We start from the raw sequence: 16274 nt of genomic DNA, 5'->3' as shown, positions 1-16274 counted from the left end.
AGACACCTCCGTTCCCGGCGTTGCCGTTAAACCACCAAAACCCCGCTGGTCGTGGCTGAGGGTGACCGGTTCGGTCGGTCCGCTCGGCATCGCGACCGCGGTGCTGTGGCTCAGCATCATCGTGCTGCTGCCACTCGCCGCGCTGACCGTCAGCTCGTTTGACGACGGTTGGTCGGGCTTCTGGTCGGCGGTTACCGCACCGAGCGCGCTCGACTCGCTCAAGGTGACGATCTCGGTTTCGGTGATCGTCGCGTTCCTCAACGTTGTCATGGGCACGCTCATCGCCTGGGTGCTCGTCCGTGACGAATTCCCTGGCAAGAGCATCGTCAACGCGCTGATCGACTTGCCGTTCGCCTTGCCGACGATTGTCGCTTCGATCGTGCTGCTTGCGCTGTACGGGCCAAACAGTCCGATCGACATCCACCTGAACGCGACGCAGCCCGGCCTTGTTGTCGCGCTCGCGTTCGTGACGTTGCCGTTCGTTGTGCGTTCGGTGCAGCCGGTGCTGATGGAAGTCGACCGTGAAGTTGAGCAGGCGTCGCTTTCGCTCGGCGCGAGCAACTGGGTCACGTTCCGTCGCGTTGTTTTGCCGATTTTGACCCCCGCCATTATTTCCGGCGGCGGGCTCGCGTTCGCGCGGGCGATCGGCGAATACGGCTCGGTCGTGCTGATCGGCGGCAACATTCCGCGCGAAACCCAGATGACGTCGCAGTACATCCAGCAGCAGATCGAGGTCGACCGGCCGGTTAACGCGGCCGCGGTCTCGGTCGCGTTGCTCGCGATCTCGTTCGTGAGCCTGCTCGTGCTGCGCGTGCTCGCCGAACGCAGCGCGCGACGAGAAGAGGCAGCGCGATGAAACTGTCGTTGGCAACGCGATTGTCGCTGCGCACAGTCGCGCTCGGCTACCTGCTTATTCTGCTTGTCCTGCCGCTCGTCGTGATTCTGTATCGAACGTTCGAGCGGGGAATCGGCGCGTTTTTCACGTCAATCACGACGCCCGCCGCGATTTCGGCGTTCCAACTTTCGATGATCATCGTGGCCATCGTGGTGCCGCTGAATGTGGTTTTCGGCGTGATCACGGCGCTGGCGCTCGTGCGCAGTAAGTTCCCTGGCCGCAATTTTGTCCAGGGCATCGTCGACCTGCCGTTCGCGGTCTCGCCGGTTGTTGTCGGTGTTTCGCTGATTCTGCTGTGGGGCGCTGGCGGCTGGTTCGGCGCGATAGAAGACACCGGATTCAAGGTGATCTTCGCGCTGCCCGGCATGGTGATCGCGACGATTTTCGTGACGTTGCCGTTCGTCGTTCGTGAAGTCGAACCGGTGCTTCACGAAATCGGCGACGATCAGGAACAGGCTGCGGCGACCCTTGGCGCGTCACGGTGGCAGACGTTCTGGCGCATCACGCTGCCCGCGATTCGCTGGGGTCTCACCTACGGCATCGTGCTCACCGTCGCTCGCGCGCTCGGCGAATTCGGCGCGGTCATCATGGTGTCGACCGCGCTGCCCGGCAAGTCGCAGACGCTCACCCTGTTGGTGCACGGTCGCTATATCAACGACCACAACACCTTTGGTGCGTACTGTGCGGCGACCCTGCTCATGGGGATGGCCCTTGTCGTCCTCCTCCTTATGACTCTTCTCGAACGCAAGCGGGGCTCCGAATGATCACCGTGACCAACGCGCGAAAGAACTACGGTTCCTTCGCCGCGCTAGACGATGTCTCCATCGAAATCCCGGCGGGCCAGCTCACCGCGCTGCTCGGGCCGTCGGGCTCAGGCAAGTCGACGCTGCTGCGCTCGATCGCGGGGCTTGAGTCGCTTGACTCGGGCATCGTGTCGATCGCGGGCAACGACGTGACGCATGTGTCGCCGCAGAAGCGCGACATCGGCTTCGTTTTCCAGCATTACGCGGCGTTCAAGCACATGACCGTGCGCGACAACGTCGCCTTCGGTCTCACGATTCGCAAGCGGCCGAAGAACGAGATCAACAAGCGTGTCGACGAACTGCTCGGCATTGTTGGCCTCGACGGTTTCCAGCATCGCTACCCGGCGCAGCTGTCGGGCGGTCAGCGTCAGCGCATGGCGTTGGCGCGCGCGCTCGCCGTCGACCCGCAGGTGTTGCTGCTTGACGAGCCGTTTGGCGCGCTCGACGCCAAGGTGCGCACCGATCTGCGCACGTGGCTGCGTCGACTCCACGAGGAAGTGCACGTCACCACCGTGCTCGTCACGCACGACCAGGAGGAGGCGCTCGACGTCGCCGACCGGATCGCGGTGATGAACAAGGGCCGCATCGAACAGGTCGGCTCGCCGGAAGACGTCTACGACCGGCCCGCGAACGAATTCGTGATGTCGTTCCTCGGCGCGGTCGCGCGGCTTAACGGGCATCTCGTCCGGCCGCACGACATCCGCGTCGGGCGCGATCCGAGCATGGCGCTGGCTGAACACGAGGGCACCGCGGAGTCGGCTGGCGTCACCCGCGCGACGGTCGAGCGCATTGTCCGCCTCGGCTTCGAGGTTCGCTTGGAATTGCGCAACGCGGCGACTGGCGACCAGTTCGCCGCGCAGGTCACTCGTGGCGATGCGGCGGCGTTGCGGCTAACCGAGGGCGAAACCGTGTACGCCCGCGCGACCCGAATCCCGGAGTTGCCGGAAGCGTAAGCACCGCACGGACGGGCCCCGCGATCATCTCGATCGCGGGGCCCAAACTCTTTTCCCGACCTCACCGCGGGCGGCGGCGGACTGTGCATGACGCAGTGTCGCAGGTAGTCGCATTTCTACTGGTGAGTAGCTTGTTTTCGGTAGATTTTCGCGACCGTAAGTTCGAAATAATGACGTCAGCAGAGTTGACGTAACGCCGTGTAGGTGTAACTATTGGAAACAGTAAACGTCCTTTGAGGAGAGGCAGTGACGACGATGTCTGCGCCCACCACCCCTGACGTCGATCCGGTAGTCGCGGAGGCTCAGGCATACGCCGAGAAGTTGCTGATGCTGTCGCAGGCGTCGGTCGACCGTCACTTCGATCCGTTCGAGGACATTGACTGGGATAACCCAGAGTTCGACCCGAACTACAAGCCTGAGCGGTGGGTGCTCGTCACCTCGGCTGACCCGATTGGTCGCCACCCGTGGTACCAGGCGCTGCCGCTGGAGACCAAGATCGAGATCGGCAAGGTCCGTCAGGCCAACGTCGCCAAGGTCGGTCTGCAGTTCGAGGCCATCCTGATCGTCGGGATGATGCAGCACATCTTCAACCTCAAGAACAACGATCCTGAGTTCCGGTACTGCTCGCACGAGATGATCGAAGAGCACAACCACACCCTGATGTTCCAGGAGATGGTCAACCGGGTCGCCGACGTGCCGGGCATGGGCCCGCTGGTTCGCCAGTTGCGCCACCTTGCCAGCCCGGCCGGTGCGTTCCTGCCGAACTTCTTCTTCATGGCCGTGCTCGCTGGCGAAGAGCCCATCGACCACATCCAGAAGGACATCCTCCGTTCGACTGACGACATTCACCCCATCATGCGTGGTGTGATGTCGATTCACGTCGCCGAGGAAGCGCGCCACATCTCGTTCGCGCACGAGTTCCTCAAGAAGAACGTGCCCGCGCAGCCCGCGCTCAACAAGGCTGTGCTGTCGATCGCGATGCCGATCATCATGTTCGTGCTCGGCCGCTCGATCGCGACCCCGCCGAAGAGCTTCTTCAAGCAGTTCAACGTGCCCGCCGAGGTACGCAAGGAACTGTTCTACGGGTCGAAGGAAGCCAAGCAAGTCTTCGCCGACTACTACATCGACGTTCGTGCCCTCGCCGAGGAGATCGGGCTCATGAACCCGGTCGCCCGCAAGGTGTGGAAACTCCTTGGCATCGACGGCCCGTCGAGCCGATTCCGTTCCGAGCCCAAGCGCTCGGCCAAGCGCGCCGCCTGAGACGATAGCCAAATGCCATACGTCGTTACCCAGTCATGCTGTAGTGACGCCTCGTGCGTCTACGCATGCCCGGTGAACTGTATTCACCCCACGCCCGACGAGCCTGACTTCCGCACCGCGGAAATGCTTTACGTCGACCCGTCGGCCTGTGTGGATTGCGGTGCCTGTGCCACCGCCTGCCCGGTCGACGCGATCACGTCGTCGAAGAAGCTCACCGAAGAGCAGTTGCCCTTCATCGAGATCAACGCCGACTTCTACCGCGTCCAGCGCGACCGACCCACTCTCGCTCGCCCGGTGATGCCGCCCGCGATCGACACCAAGGTCGCGCCGCTGCGCGTTGCTGTTGTCGGTTCGGGCCCGTCGGCCATGTACGCCGCCGATGAGCTGCTTACCCAGCCTGGCGTCACTGTGACGATGCTCGAAAAGCTGCCGCAGGCTTACGGTTTGGCTCGGTTGGGCGTCGCGCCCGACCACACCCACACCCGCAAGGTCGCGAACCTGTTCGACGTCATGTCGTCGCAGGACGACTTCGGTAGCTACCTCGACATCGAAGTTGGCAAGCACGTCAGCCACTCCGAGCTGCTCGACCACTTCGATGGCGTCATCTACGCCGTCGGCGCGTCGTCAGACCGCAAGCTCGGGATTCCGGGCGAAGGCACCCCGGGCAGCGTGTCGGCAACCGACTTCGTCGCCTGGTACAACGGCCACCCCGACCACGCCGACGACACGTTCGATCTGAACCAGAAGCGCGTCGTCATCGTCGGCAACGGCAACGTCGCGCTCGACGTGGCGCGCATCCTCACCATCGACCCGGCAACGCTGTCGGCCACCGATATCGCGCCGTACGCGTTGAAGGCGTTGCGCGAGAGCAAGATTGAGGAAGTTGTCATCCTCGGTCGCCGTGGTCCCGCCGAATCCGCTTTCACCGTGCCGGAATTCGTTGGTCTGCTCGCTTCCGATATCGACATCGCGATCGAAGGCGAACTGCCGGCGGTCACACCGGAGCTGCCGTTCAAGGTCGAGCAGAAGCTGCGCTTGCTGCACAGCGTCGCTTCGCGCCCGTTCGGTGAGCGCAAGCGCATCGTGTTCCGTTACCTTTCGTCGCCGGTCGAGATCGTCGGCAGCGACGCGGTCACCGGGGTGCGTGTCGAGCGCAACGAGCTGGTTACCGATGCTGATGGCAACACCAGCGCGGTCGCGACGGGCGAAACCGAACTGCTGGAAACCGGCGTTGTGCTGGCTTCTGTTGGTTACCGTGGCGTCCCGACGCCGGGCCTGCCGTTCGATGACACGCGTGGCGTGATCCCCAACGACAAGGGCCGCGTGCTTGAGTCCGCCGGTGGCGCTGTTTTCCCCGGCACGTACGTGACCGGCTGGATCAAGCGTGGGCCGAACGGCTTCATCGGTACGAACAAGTCGTGCGCGCAGGAGACGGTGCAGCAGCTCGCTGACGATTTCAATAACGGTGTGCTGCGCAAGCCGGTGCGTACCGCGGCTGAGTTCGACCAGCTTGTTCGACTGCGTCGTCCGCAGGTGCATGCGGTTGGTGCTGCCGCGCCACGCACGCGCGGCGGGTTCCGTCAGCTGCTTTCGCGCGGGTAGTTTCCGCACACTGCATTTAGACAAGGACCGCGACATCTTTCAGAAGATGTCGCGGTCCTTTTCTATTTTCTAGGGTAGTTTTTAGGCTAATTAAGTCGAAAGTATTGACGTGTCACCCTTTTTGCGGTGTACTCAATTCACGCGAGCAACCAATGAGCAAATAATGGGCGATTAACCCATTCGCTCCGTGGAATTAACTGAATTACTAGACGGTAGGTATTCGATAATTCGGACATTACCAACCTTGTGAAGGTTAATTCCCGATCTGTCAGGTAATTACTCGGCAGTAGCTGTATCTCGCAGTCTGCGAGGCTCATTCGCACCGTTCAGGGGACTGGACATTCGATCGAAATCCCATCTGCCAGCGGAAATCCCCTAAAAGCACGTTTCGCGTTGCCTTTTCGCATCAATCGCGTAGCAATTCGTCTTACCCCGTAGATAGTCTGAGCGAGCTGTTTGGAAAACGACCGCGGCCACATGGTGCGCTCGCGTGCTGGACGTGGTCACGGTGCGTTGACGGGATAGCAAATACATGACCAGAGGTCTGGGTTTAAGCATCGGTGCGGTCAATGCGATTTCGGCGGTAGTCGCCGACGATCCGGCCAAACCGGCGGTACGTACGCGACGTACCGCATTGACATTCGACGAAGCGGGTCGCGCCCGTATCGGAGCAATCAACGAGTTCGCTTCGGCGATAACGGGATTCGCGGACCTGAGCCGCGATCCCGAACCGATGGTGATCGGCGGTCGGTTCTACTCGCCTGCCAATCTCATTGCCGAGGTGGTCACCGGGCTCGTCGAGCTCGCCGATCCGGCGGCGGGCGTTGTGCTCGCCTACCCAGCGGTTTATACCGATAGGCAGGTGGCGCTGCTCGGTCAGTCGCTGCACCTCGCGGGTGCGGGGCAGGTGCTTCTCGCACCCGAACCCGTGGTCGCCGCCGAGTGGTTGGAGATCGAAAAGGGTCCGCTCACACCGGGTTTCGTGTTGGTTTACGACCTAGGTGCGAACAGCCTCGACCTCACGGTTCTCCGCGTCGGCCCGGACTGGCCGCATCACCCGATGATCGGCACCCCGGTGCGGTCAACCGATTTCGGTGGTCGGCCGCTGGGCGAGATGGTCGCGAAGTATGCGGGCGCTGGCGGCGGTAAGTCGCTGCTCACGTCGCTTGTCGACACCGAAGCGCTTCGCGCCGAACACATTCGGGACACGTTCCCGCTGGTGAGTCGCACGGTCGCGGCGGCGGGACTGCGCTTGGCCGATCTGTCTCGAATGCTGGTGATTGGTGGCGCTTCTCGCGCGCCTGAGGTCATGCGAACGCTCGCCGAACTCGGGGTGCCGTTGGAGACGTCGGCTGATCCGGCCCAGGTTGTCGCTGCGGGTGCGGCCGGACTGGCCGCGCGTACGTTCGCGCCGGAGGAAGTGAAGTCGGGTGCGTCGCCGCACGTGGCGGTATTCTCCAGCGCCGCAGTCGTTTCCGCATTGGCGATGTCGGCGATGACGGTGTTTGGCGGCGGGCCGTTTCACGCGGGGGTCATCCCCGCACTCGGCCAGTTCCCGGCCTTCGGTGTGCCCGGTGACGCGCTGCTGTACGACGTTGGCACCGACCTTGTTTCCGCGCGCGCGGAAGGATTTGGGCGCGAAATCGACGTCGTGCAAGCGCAATTGCGTGCGGTGCGTGCGGCGGCGGGGAGTGCTTACGAGAAGTTTATTACGCCAGTTGGGGCCAATGTGGCGTCGAAGGGCTTCGTCGGCGGCGAGCGGGGAGCCTCGCGCGGGACGGGCAGCGATTGCATGGACGTCGCGCAGTTCGCGCGGAGTTTGTATGGCGACCCGGCGCGTTTCGTCAACCCGTTGCCGTTCACGTTGGACGTGTCGCCGGCCATTCCCGCGGTACCAGGTGGAGTCCCGAGTGCTGGTCCGATCGCCGCGCCGGGAACGTTGCCTGTGCCGGGAACGTCTGTGCCGGGAACGAACCCGACGGTGCCGGGCGCACCTGCCGTCCCTGGTACACCGGGAAGCGTTCCTCAGCCTGCACCGGGCGACACCCCGACCGCTGGGCAGCCAACGGCAGGTCAGCCGCCAGAGGGAGCCCCCGCAGCAGGTCAGCCGGGTGCGCCCGCGCCCGCTCCTGGTACGAGTGCGCCGGGCCCGGACGCGACGTCGGGCGTTCCCGCTAGCCAACCAGCGCCAGGCGGAACCGCTCCCGCCCCGGCTGACCCAGGCGGCGTTGGAAGTGCGCCCGCTGGCGGCGGCACGTCGCCGGTTGGTGGAGGCGGCACCCCGGCTGGCGGTGGAGTGGGCGCGCCCGCGCCCGGTGGGGCAGGTGGTAGCGGAACAGACGGCGGCACAGGCGATTCCGCTGGTGCGCCCGGCGGCGGCGGATCGGACAGCGGCGCAGGCGGCGGCCACGACAGTGGCGCGAGTGGCGGTCATGACGGCGGTGCGAGCGGTGGCCACGACAGCGGCGGGGGAGCGGGCGGTGGCCGCGATACGGGCGCGACCGGGGAATCCGCAGCCAACGGCGGCGCTCTCGCAGGTCCGGGCGCGTCCGACAGCGACACGAGCGGAGCGATAGGCGGCTCGCAGGGCGGAGGTGCCTCCGCTGGCGGAAGCGGAAACAGCGCAACAGAAACCGCAGGCGGCGGCCGCTCAGACGCCAACACCGGCGGAGCCCCGAGCGGAGGCGGCAGCACATCAACCGGCGGCACTTCAGGCGGCGGCGCATCGACGGGAGGCGGAGGAGCGTCGAGCGGCGGGGGAAAGAGCAGTAGCAGCGCAGGCGGCGGCAAGAGCGGCGCTGGCGGCGGAGGGGGAGCGGGCGGAGGTGGTGGCGGCGGTTCACGCCGCTAACCGCGAAGGTGCTGGGCGACAGTAAGGCCGCGCTGCGACCAAGCGCACCCATGCCAGTATCGGACTTGGACGCTGCGCGCAGGCCCGATGCGCAGCGAGGGACGTGCCCTGCGATCGATACGTTTGCGGGAACGCGCCCAGCACGAACGTTTGCGGCATTGGAATGTGCATGGTCGAGCATTCGAATCTTGGCGGTTGCGCGCGGTTCCCGATGCGTAGCGAGGGACGCGCCCCTGCAATCGACACGTTCGCGGAAACTCAGCCAACCACCCGCGACCTTGAGGAGCGGCGGCCCCGCGGGGGCCGGTCGCGGCCGTCCGTCCGTTCAGGTGCCGTTGCGTAGGCGACGAAGGAGCAAGCAACGGTGCCTGAACGGACGGACCTCAGGGCCGCGACACGCGCGCGCCAGCGCGCCAAAAACACAGTCGACGTGCGCTTTCTTCTAACTGGTGCCCTGATGAGAGACCCCGCCACTTACCAATCCGGCGTATAACTCCAAGACGGATGTCGGCGGGCCTTTCTCCCAACGACACCGCCACGACGCCTTCGCGAAAATGCGGCAGCACGAAGGTCTGCGGCATTCGAATGTGCACGGTCGAGCATTCGAATCTTGACGGTTGCGCGCAGTTCCCGATGCGAAGCGAGGGAAGCGCTCCTGCAATCGACACGTTCGCGGAAACTCAGCCACGCACCCGCGACCTTGAGGAGCGGCGGCCCCGCAGGGGCCGGTCGCGGCCGTCCGTCCGTTCAGGTGCCGTTGCGTAGGCGACGAAGGAGCAAGCAACGGTGCCTGAACGGACGGACCTCAGGGCCGCGACACGCGCGCGCCAGCGCGCCAAAAACACAGTTGACGTGCGCTTTCTTCTAACTGGTGCCCTGATGAGAGACCCAACCACCCAACAAACTCCCGCGCAAATCCAAACGGATGTCGGCGGGCCCTGTCTCCCAACGAGCCCACCAGGCACCCCGACAATCCGAAAGCTCGCCCCTTCGCCGCCCACCATCCGACCACGACGCCCCAACGATCCGAAGGCTCACCCCTTCGCCGCCCAACACCCGACCACGACACCACAACAACCACAACACGGCGCAACTCCCACCAAGCCAGCACAAAAATCCAAACCCTTTCCCCCACAACCCCTCCCACCCCCAGCGCATAATCAACACGTGAGCGGGGAACAACCAAAGCTAATCGCGCTAGACATCGACGGCACCCTGCTCAACTCCGGCACCCCCATCACCGCCCGCGTCACCGCCGCCGTCCGCGCCGCCATCAAAGCTGGCGCTCACGTCGTCATCACCACCGGCCGCACCGTCCTCACCACCCGCCCCGTCCTCGCCGAACTGGGCCTCAAAGACGGCCATGCCCTCTGCTCGAACGGTGCCGTCCACATCGACGTCGCGCGCGGCGAACCCGTCACCATCCACGAATTCGACCCGGGACCAGCCGTTTCCGCGCTAACTACCCTGTTCCCCGGCATGATTTTCGCGGCGGAACGCGTCGGCATCGGCACCTGGGCGACCGGCCACGGCCCAGGCGAGTTCTCCGTCGGCGACTTCGAACTGGTCGACCATCACATCCTCACGAGCGCCCCAACCCCGCGACTCAACGGTTGGTGGCCCGAGGGGACAACCGAGCAGTTGATCGCCAGGCTCAAAGCACTCAACGTGCCGGACGCGTCGTGGGTGCACGGCGAGTTTGGGCCGTGGCTCACCGTGCACCCGCGCGGCGTTTCGAAGGGCTGGGCGTTGGAGCAGCTGCGCCGGTCGCTGGCGATTGACCCCTCAGCGACGCTAGCGATAGGCGACGGCTACAACGACCGCGAAATGTTGCGCTGGGCAGCACATTCCGTCGCGATGGCAACGTCACCGTCGGAAATCCTCAGTTTGGCCGACGAGGTAACCGGCGGCGTCACCGAGGACGGCGTCGCGACCGTCCTCGAACGCTGGTTCTAGCGCACGATCCGCGCACCGAGCAGTCGCACGATCTCGCTTGCCACCACCGCGTGCCCACTCGCGGTGAAATGGATGAGATCCGCGCTCATCGTTTCCGGTCGCAATCGCACCGGATGCGTCCAGAAGTCGCCAAAGACCGCATCATGTTGAAGCGCAACATCTTTCACAATGGTGTTGAGTTCAGCCATGCGAGCTCGCATCGGTCGCATTGGTGCCATCCGATCGATTTCCCACACGTCGGCGAGCGCGAAGCAGGAAATAGTCGCGCCCGCGTCGGTCAGCGCGGTGAACAAGGCGGTGAGGTTGCGGCGTACTTCGTCGGGGTTGCCCCCGGCCGTGAACAGGTCGTTCGCCCCGCAATTCACATGCACTAAGTCGGGTTGAAACGCGATGACACGCGACAGTTGTTCTTCGATCACCTGTCCGCTCGTCGCCCCAACCCGCCCGGTATTCAGGTACGCGACACCAGGATTCGCTTCACCCAGCGCGTCCGCGACGCGATCCGCCCACCCCTTGTGCGCGTAGCCGGGACTTGGGTCGCCGGTTCCGAGCGCGATGGAGTCGCCCATCACCGCGAAACGCCGCCACGGTGCCCCAAACAGCAGCGAGCGAATTTCCGTGTCCGGCAATACAAGCGGGTCCGACAGTTCATGAACTTCGTGCGTGGCAGTCATCTCAGTTCTCCTCAGCTGAGCGAGTGGGCAGCGCGACGACAACCGCGACAGCGATGCCGATCACCGCCCCGATGGCGAAAAGGAGGTGGAAGGCACGCAACGGTTCGCCGGGATAAGCGGCCAAGGTCGCCGCGACGATGGCAATGCCGAGCGCACCGCCAACTTGGCGAGCCGTCAGATTCATGCCGAGCCCAGTCGCGAAGTGAAGCGGCGGAACAGAACTCGCGGCTGCAGTCCCCAATACCGTCACCACGATCCCGACCCCGCCACCGCCGAGCAATCCGACGGGCACCCACGCCGACCACAGCGCGGGGTCGTAGCTGAACGCGTTCGTGCTCGACCAGCCCAGCGCCGCCGCGTACATCAACGCACCGGCGACCCCGACCACCCGCTGCCCGACCGCCGAAGTGACGCGCCCCGTGCCGATCGCCGTCACCATCGACGCGACCGCGCCGACGGTCAGCGCAGCAGCGGATTCGAGCACTGAGTACTGCCAAATCCGCGCGAGGAAGAGCGGCCCGGCGAGCAACCACGCGAACATCGTCGCGCCAAACAGGAACGACCCCGCGTTCGCGATGGCGAAACCCCTTGCGCGCCAGAGTGTTACCGCGACGGCAGGACTGGCGTGCCGAGCTGAACGCACGAGCGCGAAGGTGGTGAGCGCGAGCCCGCCAACGAGCAGCCCGAGCGTGACCGGGTCAGTCCAGCCCCACCGCTGCCCTTCGGTTACGGCAGCGACGACCGCACCGAGGCCGACGCCGATGGCGACCGTGCCGATCGCGTCGGGCAGCTTGCCGGGCGTCGGGTTGTCGCTCGGCACCCTTCTGAGCAGCGCGAGCAGCGCAAGCACGACGGGCACGTTCAGCAGGAAAACCGCGCGCCACCCGAAGAGGTCGACACAGACGCCGCCCAACGCGGGCCCGATGACGGCCGCAAATCCGCCCGCAGCCGACCACGCGCCGATCGCGGCACCGATCTTGGCACGCGGTGTCGCGGCCAAAATGAGCCCGAGGGCGGCGGGAACGAGGAACGCGGCCGTCGCGCCCTGAAGTAGGCGGCCCGCGATGAGCCATTCGGCACCCGGTGCCACACCGCACAGGAGCGACGTGATGGCGAAACCGATCAACGCGAGTGTGAAAAGGCGACGGCGGCCGAACACGTCAGCGATGCGCCCACTGGGCGTGAGCAGTGCCGCGAAGGTGATCGCGTAGCCGCTCACGATCCAGGTCAGCGTGGCGGTGTCGGTCTCCGGATAGCTGAGCGCGATGGTCGGGAACGCGATATTGACTACGGAAAGGTCAAGGAACGCAAGGAAAGCCGCGCCGATGGCGACGGTGAGCGTCGCGCGCGCGGCTGGCGGAGCTGGTGGTTTTTCGGTTGGCGGAGTGGACACGTCGGTCATGCGAGACGCCCTTCGACGAAGAAATAAGAACGTACGATCGTTCGTTCAATAACGTACGACCGATCGTTCGCATTCGCAAGAGGGGAGTGGAAGAATGAACCGCATGACCGAGCTAAAGGAGCCAATCGACCAGCGCCTCGCGAAGGGCGCCCGCGCTCGCGCGACGATCGCGCGCCGCGCGGCCGAACTCGCTTCGGTCGACGGCCTTGAAGGCCTCAGCATCGGCAAACTCGCCACCGACCTCGGCGTGAGCAAAAGCGGCATAGCGACACTGTTCGGCAGCAAGGAAGCGCTGCAACTGGCCGCCGTTCAAACTGGCCGTGACGTGTTCATCGAGCGCGTCATCGTGCCCGCGTTAGGCGTACCGCGCGGCATGGAGCGACTGCGCGCGCTCATGGAACGCTGGTTCGCACACATCGACGAATCCCCTTTTCCCGGCGGATGTTTCCGGGAGGCGACACTGTCGGAATTCAGCAGTCGCCCGGGTGCGGTGCGCGACGCGATCGTCGCCGACCACGACGATTGGCTCGCGTTCCTCACTGGTGAAGTCCGCAAGGCGCAGGAACTTGGCGCGCTCGTCGACACCGACGCCGACCTGCTGGTTTTCGAACTCGACGCACTGTTCGCGGCAGCGAATATCGCACGGCAGATTGATGATTCGGCGCGCGTCGCCGCGGCGCGCAAGATTGTCGCGAAGTTGCTTGCGGAATAGGAACACGTGCGCGCGTGCTGAGCACGGGTCACCCGAGTGATGGCCTCGGGTGCGCCGCGACTGCTTAGTGGTGGTGGTGGTGACCGTGGTGACCTGCGTGAGGGGCGGCCGCGCGAGTTGACAAGGTGAAGGCTGCCGTTCGCACCACGTCGCCGTGCTGGAAGTCCAAGAACAGGCGGTAGGTGCCTGGGCCGGGAACGGCCGTGTGGAAAGCGATTTCGGGGCCCGCGGGCGTGACGCCGTCGCCCGGTTCGCCGCTCGGGTGCACGTGGACGTAGGCGAGGTCGCCCGCCCGCAGCACGACGAGGTGGCCGAAGGCGGCCAGGTACGGCTGCAAATCGGTGACCGGTCGCCCATCCTTGCGGACGGTGAGCACGAGGTGGGTGCCTTCGTCGGCGACGAGGTCGCCATCGAGGGTCACCTCGTACCCGTCAACGTGCGCGGTCCGGTTCGCGGCGGGCACGGGCTGCGGTGCGTATTCGCCGCGAACCGCGACGTCGGCGCCGAGCGTAATCGTCTTCCCAAGTGCGGTCGGGGCGATGTCGGTGAACACCCGATATGCGCCTGCCCCAGGCAAATTCAAGCGAACCGACCACGTGCCGTCGTCGGCGAGTTCGGGGTGAACATGCCAGAAACCGGTGAGTTCGCGCTTGGCGACGATGAGGTGCAGTCGCTTGTCGTGGACCGGGGTGAAGTCGGTGACCGCGCGCCCGTCGGGGCCGACGATGCGGAAGCGGAAGTCGACCTCACCAGGCGAAAGGATCGTTTCGGCAAGGTCGAGGGTGTACCCGTCCTGGGTGATGCGCAGGCCGCCGGGAACGGCGTGGGCGGAATGGTCCGCGTGCGCGGTGTGGTTGGCATGAATGGCGTTGGCGCTCATGAGAGAAACCTATACCCGGTAGGGGTATCCCAGCAAGAGAAGTAACGGTGACCTGGATCACTAGCGGTGCTAGTGCGCGGAATTCCAGAAACCGATGCCGATCGAACCCCACCAGCACACCTGCGAAATGGCCCCACACGCCGCGCCCCACGCAAGCAAACGCGCAGGCAGCGGAGTGTCATCGGCATGCTTCACAAGGCGACGGCTCAGCGCGCTCGCTCCGAACCCATTCACGGTGAGTCCAACGACCAACGCCATTTTGACCATCGTCAGTGGGGCACCGAGATTCGGTTCGAGCACGCAGCCGCTGCCGATCAGGCCCACGACACCCGCCCAGATCGGTAGGTGCAGGCGGCTGACCCCGCGCACGGCCGCGCTGAGCGTTGAACGACCAGCCAGCCAGCGCAACATCAGGAAATCGGCGGTGAGCACCCCGCCAAACCCGACTGCCAGCGCCACCAGGTGCGCGACAACGCCAGCTTCGTGGACTTCCGCGCTGAACGCGAGGTGCCCGGCGACCCAGATGGCGACTCCGACTGCAAGCGTGCCACAGAGTGCGGTGATGGTGCGCCACGAGTCGCGCGGGAACGCGAGCATAGGACGCGCCATGATCGCGCCCATTCCAGCGTCGTGCACCGTGCCTCCACCGCAAATCGCAACACTCTTAGGACAGCCTATCCTGTCGTTGTCGCGACCGCGCGCTGAGCCGTCATCGCAACGAAGTGCGGGTTCGTCATGATGCCGATGATGTTGCCGAAGGGGTCGACCACCGCCGCCGTCGCAAAGCCAGCGCCCTCCCCGCGCGCTCGGTGATGGGCTCGTACTCGGTGGCGCCGAGCTCAAGCAGACGGGCGAAGGCGGCGGCGAGATCATCAACGGCCCAGAACACGACGCCGCCGCCCCCGGGTGCGTTGCGCGCGCCGGCTGGCGCGTAGGCGCGATTGATGATGCCGAGCTCGGCCTGCATCGGCCCGACGCGGAACTCGTAGTAGGCACCGTCGACCTCGTAATACGGTGCGAGACCGAGGAATTCGGTGTACCACTCCTTGGCGGCGGTGATGTCGTCGGCGTAGAACGTGGTGGTCGCCATTCCCTGCAGCATTGCGTCTCCTTGTTTGTTGGTATTGAAGAAGACCTTGCCAGCAAAAGTGCTCACCAAATGAGCACTTTTATGAGCAGAATTGAGCAGTATGCGGGCGGACAGATTGGTTGCGACCCTGCTGCTGATGCAGGCGCGCGGACGGGTGACGGCAGCCGAGATTGCCGAGGAGTTGGAAGTGTCAGTCGCGACCGCGCGGCGCGACTTGGAAGCGCTGTCGACAGCGGGCATTCCGGTATATCCGCAGGCTGGACGAGGTGGCGGGTGGTCGCTGATTGGCGGTGCGCGCACCGACCTCTCGGGGCTGACCGCAGGTGAGACGCGGGCGTTGTTCCTGCTCGCGGGCCCAGCCGCCCAAGCCGCGCCCGAGGTGAAGTCAGCATTACGCAAGCTGGTGCGCGCGCTCCCGCAGCCTTTCCGCGCCGACGCGCAGGCGGCTGCGGACGCGGTTGTGGTCGACGCTGCGCGATGGGGTCGGCGCGATCCGGCTGAGCCGACGGCGCTTGGTTTGTTGCGGCAAGCGGTGGTCGACCGGCGTCAAGTGCGATTCGACTACACGCGCCCGGGGAGCGAGCCGACGCCGCGCGTGGTGCATCCGTGGGGTCTCGCGCAGAAGGAAACCACCTGGTACCTGTTGGCCGGGACCGAAAAAGGTCGGCGGACCTTCCGGCTAGACCGTGTGGGCGCGGTGATTATCCTTGATGAAAAGGCAACGCGCCCAAGTAATTTCGACCTCACCTCCGAGTGGGCGCAGATCGTCGATCAGATGGAACAGCGACGGGCTGCCGTGGCTGCCGACGTCCTAGTCTCGGCGGCGTTAGCCCCGATCCTGGCCGACCAACAGGGCCGCAATTGCACCTTGCACGGTGTAGCCCCAGATGGTCGAATCCAGGCGACCATCACCGCTGACACCGCGAAAATGGTTGCCCGCCAATTGGCGGGTTGGGGCGCTGACCTGGAAGTTCTCGGCCCACCCGAGGTTCGCGCCGAGTTGGTCATGCTCGCTAGAGAACTGTTGCGCGACAACACCTGACGCGTCTTGGACACGCCCGACCTGCGGCGACGCGAGAGGCGAAGTGGCATTTTCGTGCACGTTCGCGCGCAAAAGGCCGCAAATCGGAGGTCGAGGCGTGAAGGCGCACGAAAATGCCAACGAATCGCCGAGAGCATGAGCGGAGAAGCCGTTA

The 16274-nt window shown here is 65.0% G+C and carries 14 protein-coding genes; 9 read left to right on the top strand and 5 right to left on the bottom strand.

Annotated features, from left to right (window positions below; all coding sequences use genetic code 11):
• Positions 1-55: 55 nt before the first annotated feature.
• The 7 genes from cysT to IEX78_RS19360 all read left to right on the top strand — a co-directional run bounded on the left by cysT (position 56) and on the right by IEX78_RS19360 (position 10320).
• On the top strand, positions 56-856 hold the full coding sequence (cysT, locus tag IEX78_RS19390; protein WP_229684174.1) for a sulfate ABC transporter permease subunit CysT: 801 nt from the start codon (positions 56-58) through the stop codon (positions 854-856).
• Positions 853-1659, top strand: a complete 807-nt coding sequence (gene cysW, locus IEX78_RS19385; protein ID WP_188830448.1) for a sulfate ABC transporter permease subunit CysW — start codon at positions 853-855, stop codon at positions 1657-1659. Before cysT ends, cysW begins: the two co-directional genes overlap by 4 nt.
• On the top strand, positions 1656-2651 hold the full coding sequence (locus tag IEX78_RS19380) for a sulfate/molybdate ABC transporter ATP-binding protein (RefSeq protein WP_188830447.1): 996 nt from the start codon (positions 1656-1658) through the stop codon (positions 2649-2651). Before cysW ends, IEX78_RS19380 begins: the two co-directional genes overlap by 4 nt.
• 246 nt (positions 2652-2897) lie before the next feature.
• The gene (locus IEX78_RS19375) at positions 2898-3911 is read left to right on the top strand and encodes an AurF N-oxygenase family protein (protein WP_373291628.1); all 1014 of its coding nucleotides are present in this window, start codon (positions 2898-2900) and stop codon (positions 3909-3911) included.
• A 12-nt stretch (positions 3912-3923) separates the two neighbouring features.
• The gene (locus IEX78_RS19370; RefSeq protein WP_188830446.1) at positions 3924-5513 is read left to right on the top strand and encodes an FAD-dependent oxidoreductase; all 1590 of its coding nucleotides are present in this window, start codon (positions 3924-3926) and stop codon (positions 5511-5513) included.
• A gap of 532 nt (positions 5514-6045) precedes the next feature.
• On the top strand, positions 6046-8364 hold the full coding sequence (locus tag IEX78_RS24555; RefSeq protein ID WP_188830445.1) for an Hsp70 family protein: 2319 nt from the start codon (positions 6046-6048) through the stop codon (positions 8362-8364).
• A 1167-nt stretch (positions 8365-9531) separates the two neighbouring features.
• Positions 9532-10320: an HAD family hydrolase gene (locus IEX78_RS19360; RefSeq protein WP_229684109.1), complete on the top strand. Its 789-nt coding sequence runs from the start codon at positions 9532-9534 to the stop codon at positions 10318-10320.
• Here IEX78_RS19360 and IEX78_RS19355 read toward each other — a convergent pair.
• On the bottom strand, positions 10317-10994 hold the full coding sequence (locus tag IEX78_RS19355; RefSeq protein WP_188830443.1) for an SGNH/GDSL hydrolase family protein: 678 nt from the start codon (positions 10992-10994) through the stop codon (positions 10317-10319). The two genes, IEX78_RS19360 and IEX78_RS19355, sit on opposite strands and share 4 nt — an antisense overlap.
• A gap of 1 nt (position 10995) precedes the next feature.
• The gene (locus IEX78_RS19350; RefSeq protein ID WP_188830442.1) at positions 10996-12396 is read right to left on the bottom strand and encodes an MFS transporter; all 1401 of its coding nucleotides are present in this window, start codon (positions 12394-12396) and stop codon (positions 10996-10998) included.
• 103 nt (positions 12397-12499) lie between these two features.
• On the opposite strand from IEX78_RS19350, the gene IEX78_RS19345 reads away from it, so the two are divergent.
• Positions 12500-13108, top strand: coding sequence for a TetR/AcrR family transcriptional regulator (locus IEX78_RS19345; protein WP_188830441.1), 609 nt, complete (start codon positions 12500-12502; stop codon positions 13106-13108).
• 64 nt (positions 13109-13172) lie between these two features.
• Here IEX78_RS19345 and IEX78_RS19340 read toward each other — a convergent pair whose 3' ends face one another.
• From IEX78_RS19340 to IEX78_RS19330, 3 genes are all read right to left on the bottom strand, one after another.
• Positions 13173-13988 (bottom strand): DUF8832 domain-containing protein, encoded by an 816-nt coding sequence (locus tag IEX78_RS19340; RefSeq protein WP_188830440.1) that lies wholly within the window; start codon positions 13986-13988, stop codon positions 13173-13175.
• 69 nt (positions 13989-14057) lie between these two features.
• Positions 14058-14624, bottom strand: coding sequence for a hypothetical protein (locus IEX78_RS19335; RefSeq protein WP_188830439.1), 567 nt, complete (start codon positions 14622-14624; stop codon positions 14058-14060).
• A gap of 97 nt (positions 14625-14721) precedes the next feature.
• Positions 14722-15090, bottom strand: a complete 369-nt coding sequence (locus tag IEX78_RS19330; protein WP_373291627.1) for a VOC family protein — start codon at positions 15088-15090, stop codon at positions 14722-14724.
• A gap of 88 nt (positions 15091-15178) precedes the next feature.
• On the opposite strand from IEX78_RS19330, the gene IEX78_RS19325 reads away from it, so the two are divergent.
• On the top strand, positions 15179-16120 hold the full coding sequence (locus IEX78_RS19325) for a helix-turn-helix transcriptional regulator (protein WP_188830438.1): 942 nt from the start codon (positions 15179-15181) through the stop codon (positions 16118-16120).
• Positions 16121-16274 lie beyond the last annotated feature (154 nt).

The organism is Nocardia camponoti, assembly GCF_014646135.1.
Lineage (GTDB): Bacteria > Actinomycetota > Actinomycetes > Mycobacteriales > Mycobacteriaceae > Nocardia > Nocardia camponoti.
The sequence above is the reverse complement of the archived record's forward strand: the minus strand, read 5'-3'. Positions and strand labels throughout refer to the sequence as shown.

What these genes read in the sequence shown, in the direction of transcription:
- cysW (WP_188830448.1), top strand. Translation starts at nt 853, where the DNA reads ATGAAACTGTCGTTGGCAACGCGATTGTCGCTGCGCACAGTCGCGCTC.
- IEX78_RS19345 (WP_188830441.1), top strand. Translation starts at nt 12,500, where the DNA reads ATGACCGAGCTAAAGGAGCCAATCGACCAGCGCCTCGCGAAGGGCGCC.
- IEX78_RS24555 (WP_188830445.1), top strand. Translation starts at nt 6,046, where the DNA reads ATGACCAGAGGTCTGGGTTTAAGCATCGGTGCGGTCAATGCGATTTCG.
- IEX78_RS19325 (WP_188830438.1), top strand. Translation starts at nt 15,179, where the DNA reads ATGCGGGCGGACAGATTGGTTGCGACCCTGCTGCTGATGCAGGCGCGC.
- IEX78_RS19330 (WP_373291627.1), bottom strand. Translation starts at nt 15,090, where the DNA reads ATGCTGCAGGGAATGGCGACCACCACGTTCTACGCCGACGACATCACC.
- IEX78_RS19380 (WP_188830447.1), top strand. Translation starts at nt 1,656, where the DNA reads ATGATCACCGTGACCAACGCGCGAAAGAACTACGGTTCCTTCGCCGCG.
- IEX78_RS19350 (WP_188830442.1), bottom strand. Translation starts at nt 12,396, where the DNA reads ATGACCGACGTGTCCACTCCGCCAACCGAAAAACCACCAGCTCCGCCA.
- IEX78_RS19340 (WP_188830440.1), bottom strand. Translation starts at nt 13,988, where the DNA reads ATGAGCGCCAACGCCATTCATGCCAACCACACCGCGCACGCGGACCAT.
- IEX78_RS19355 (WP_188830443.1), bottom strand. Translation starts at nt 10,994, where the DNA reads ATGACTGCCACGCACGAAGTTCATGAACTGTCGGACCCGCTTGTATTG.
- IEX78_RS19370 (WP_188830446.1), top strand. Translation starts at nt 3,924, where the DNA reads ATGCCATACGTCGTTACCCAGTCATGCTGTAGTGACGCCTCGTGCGTC.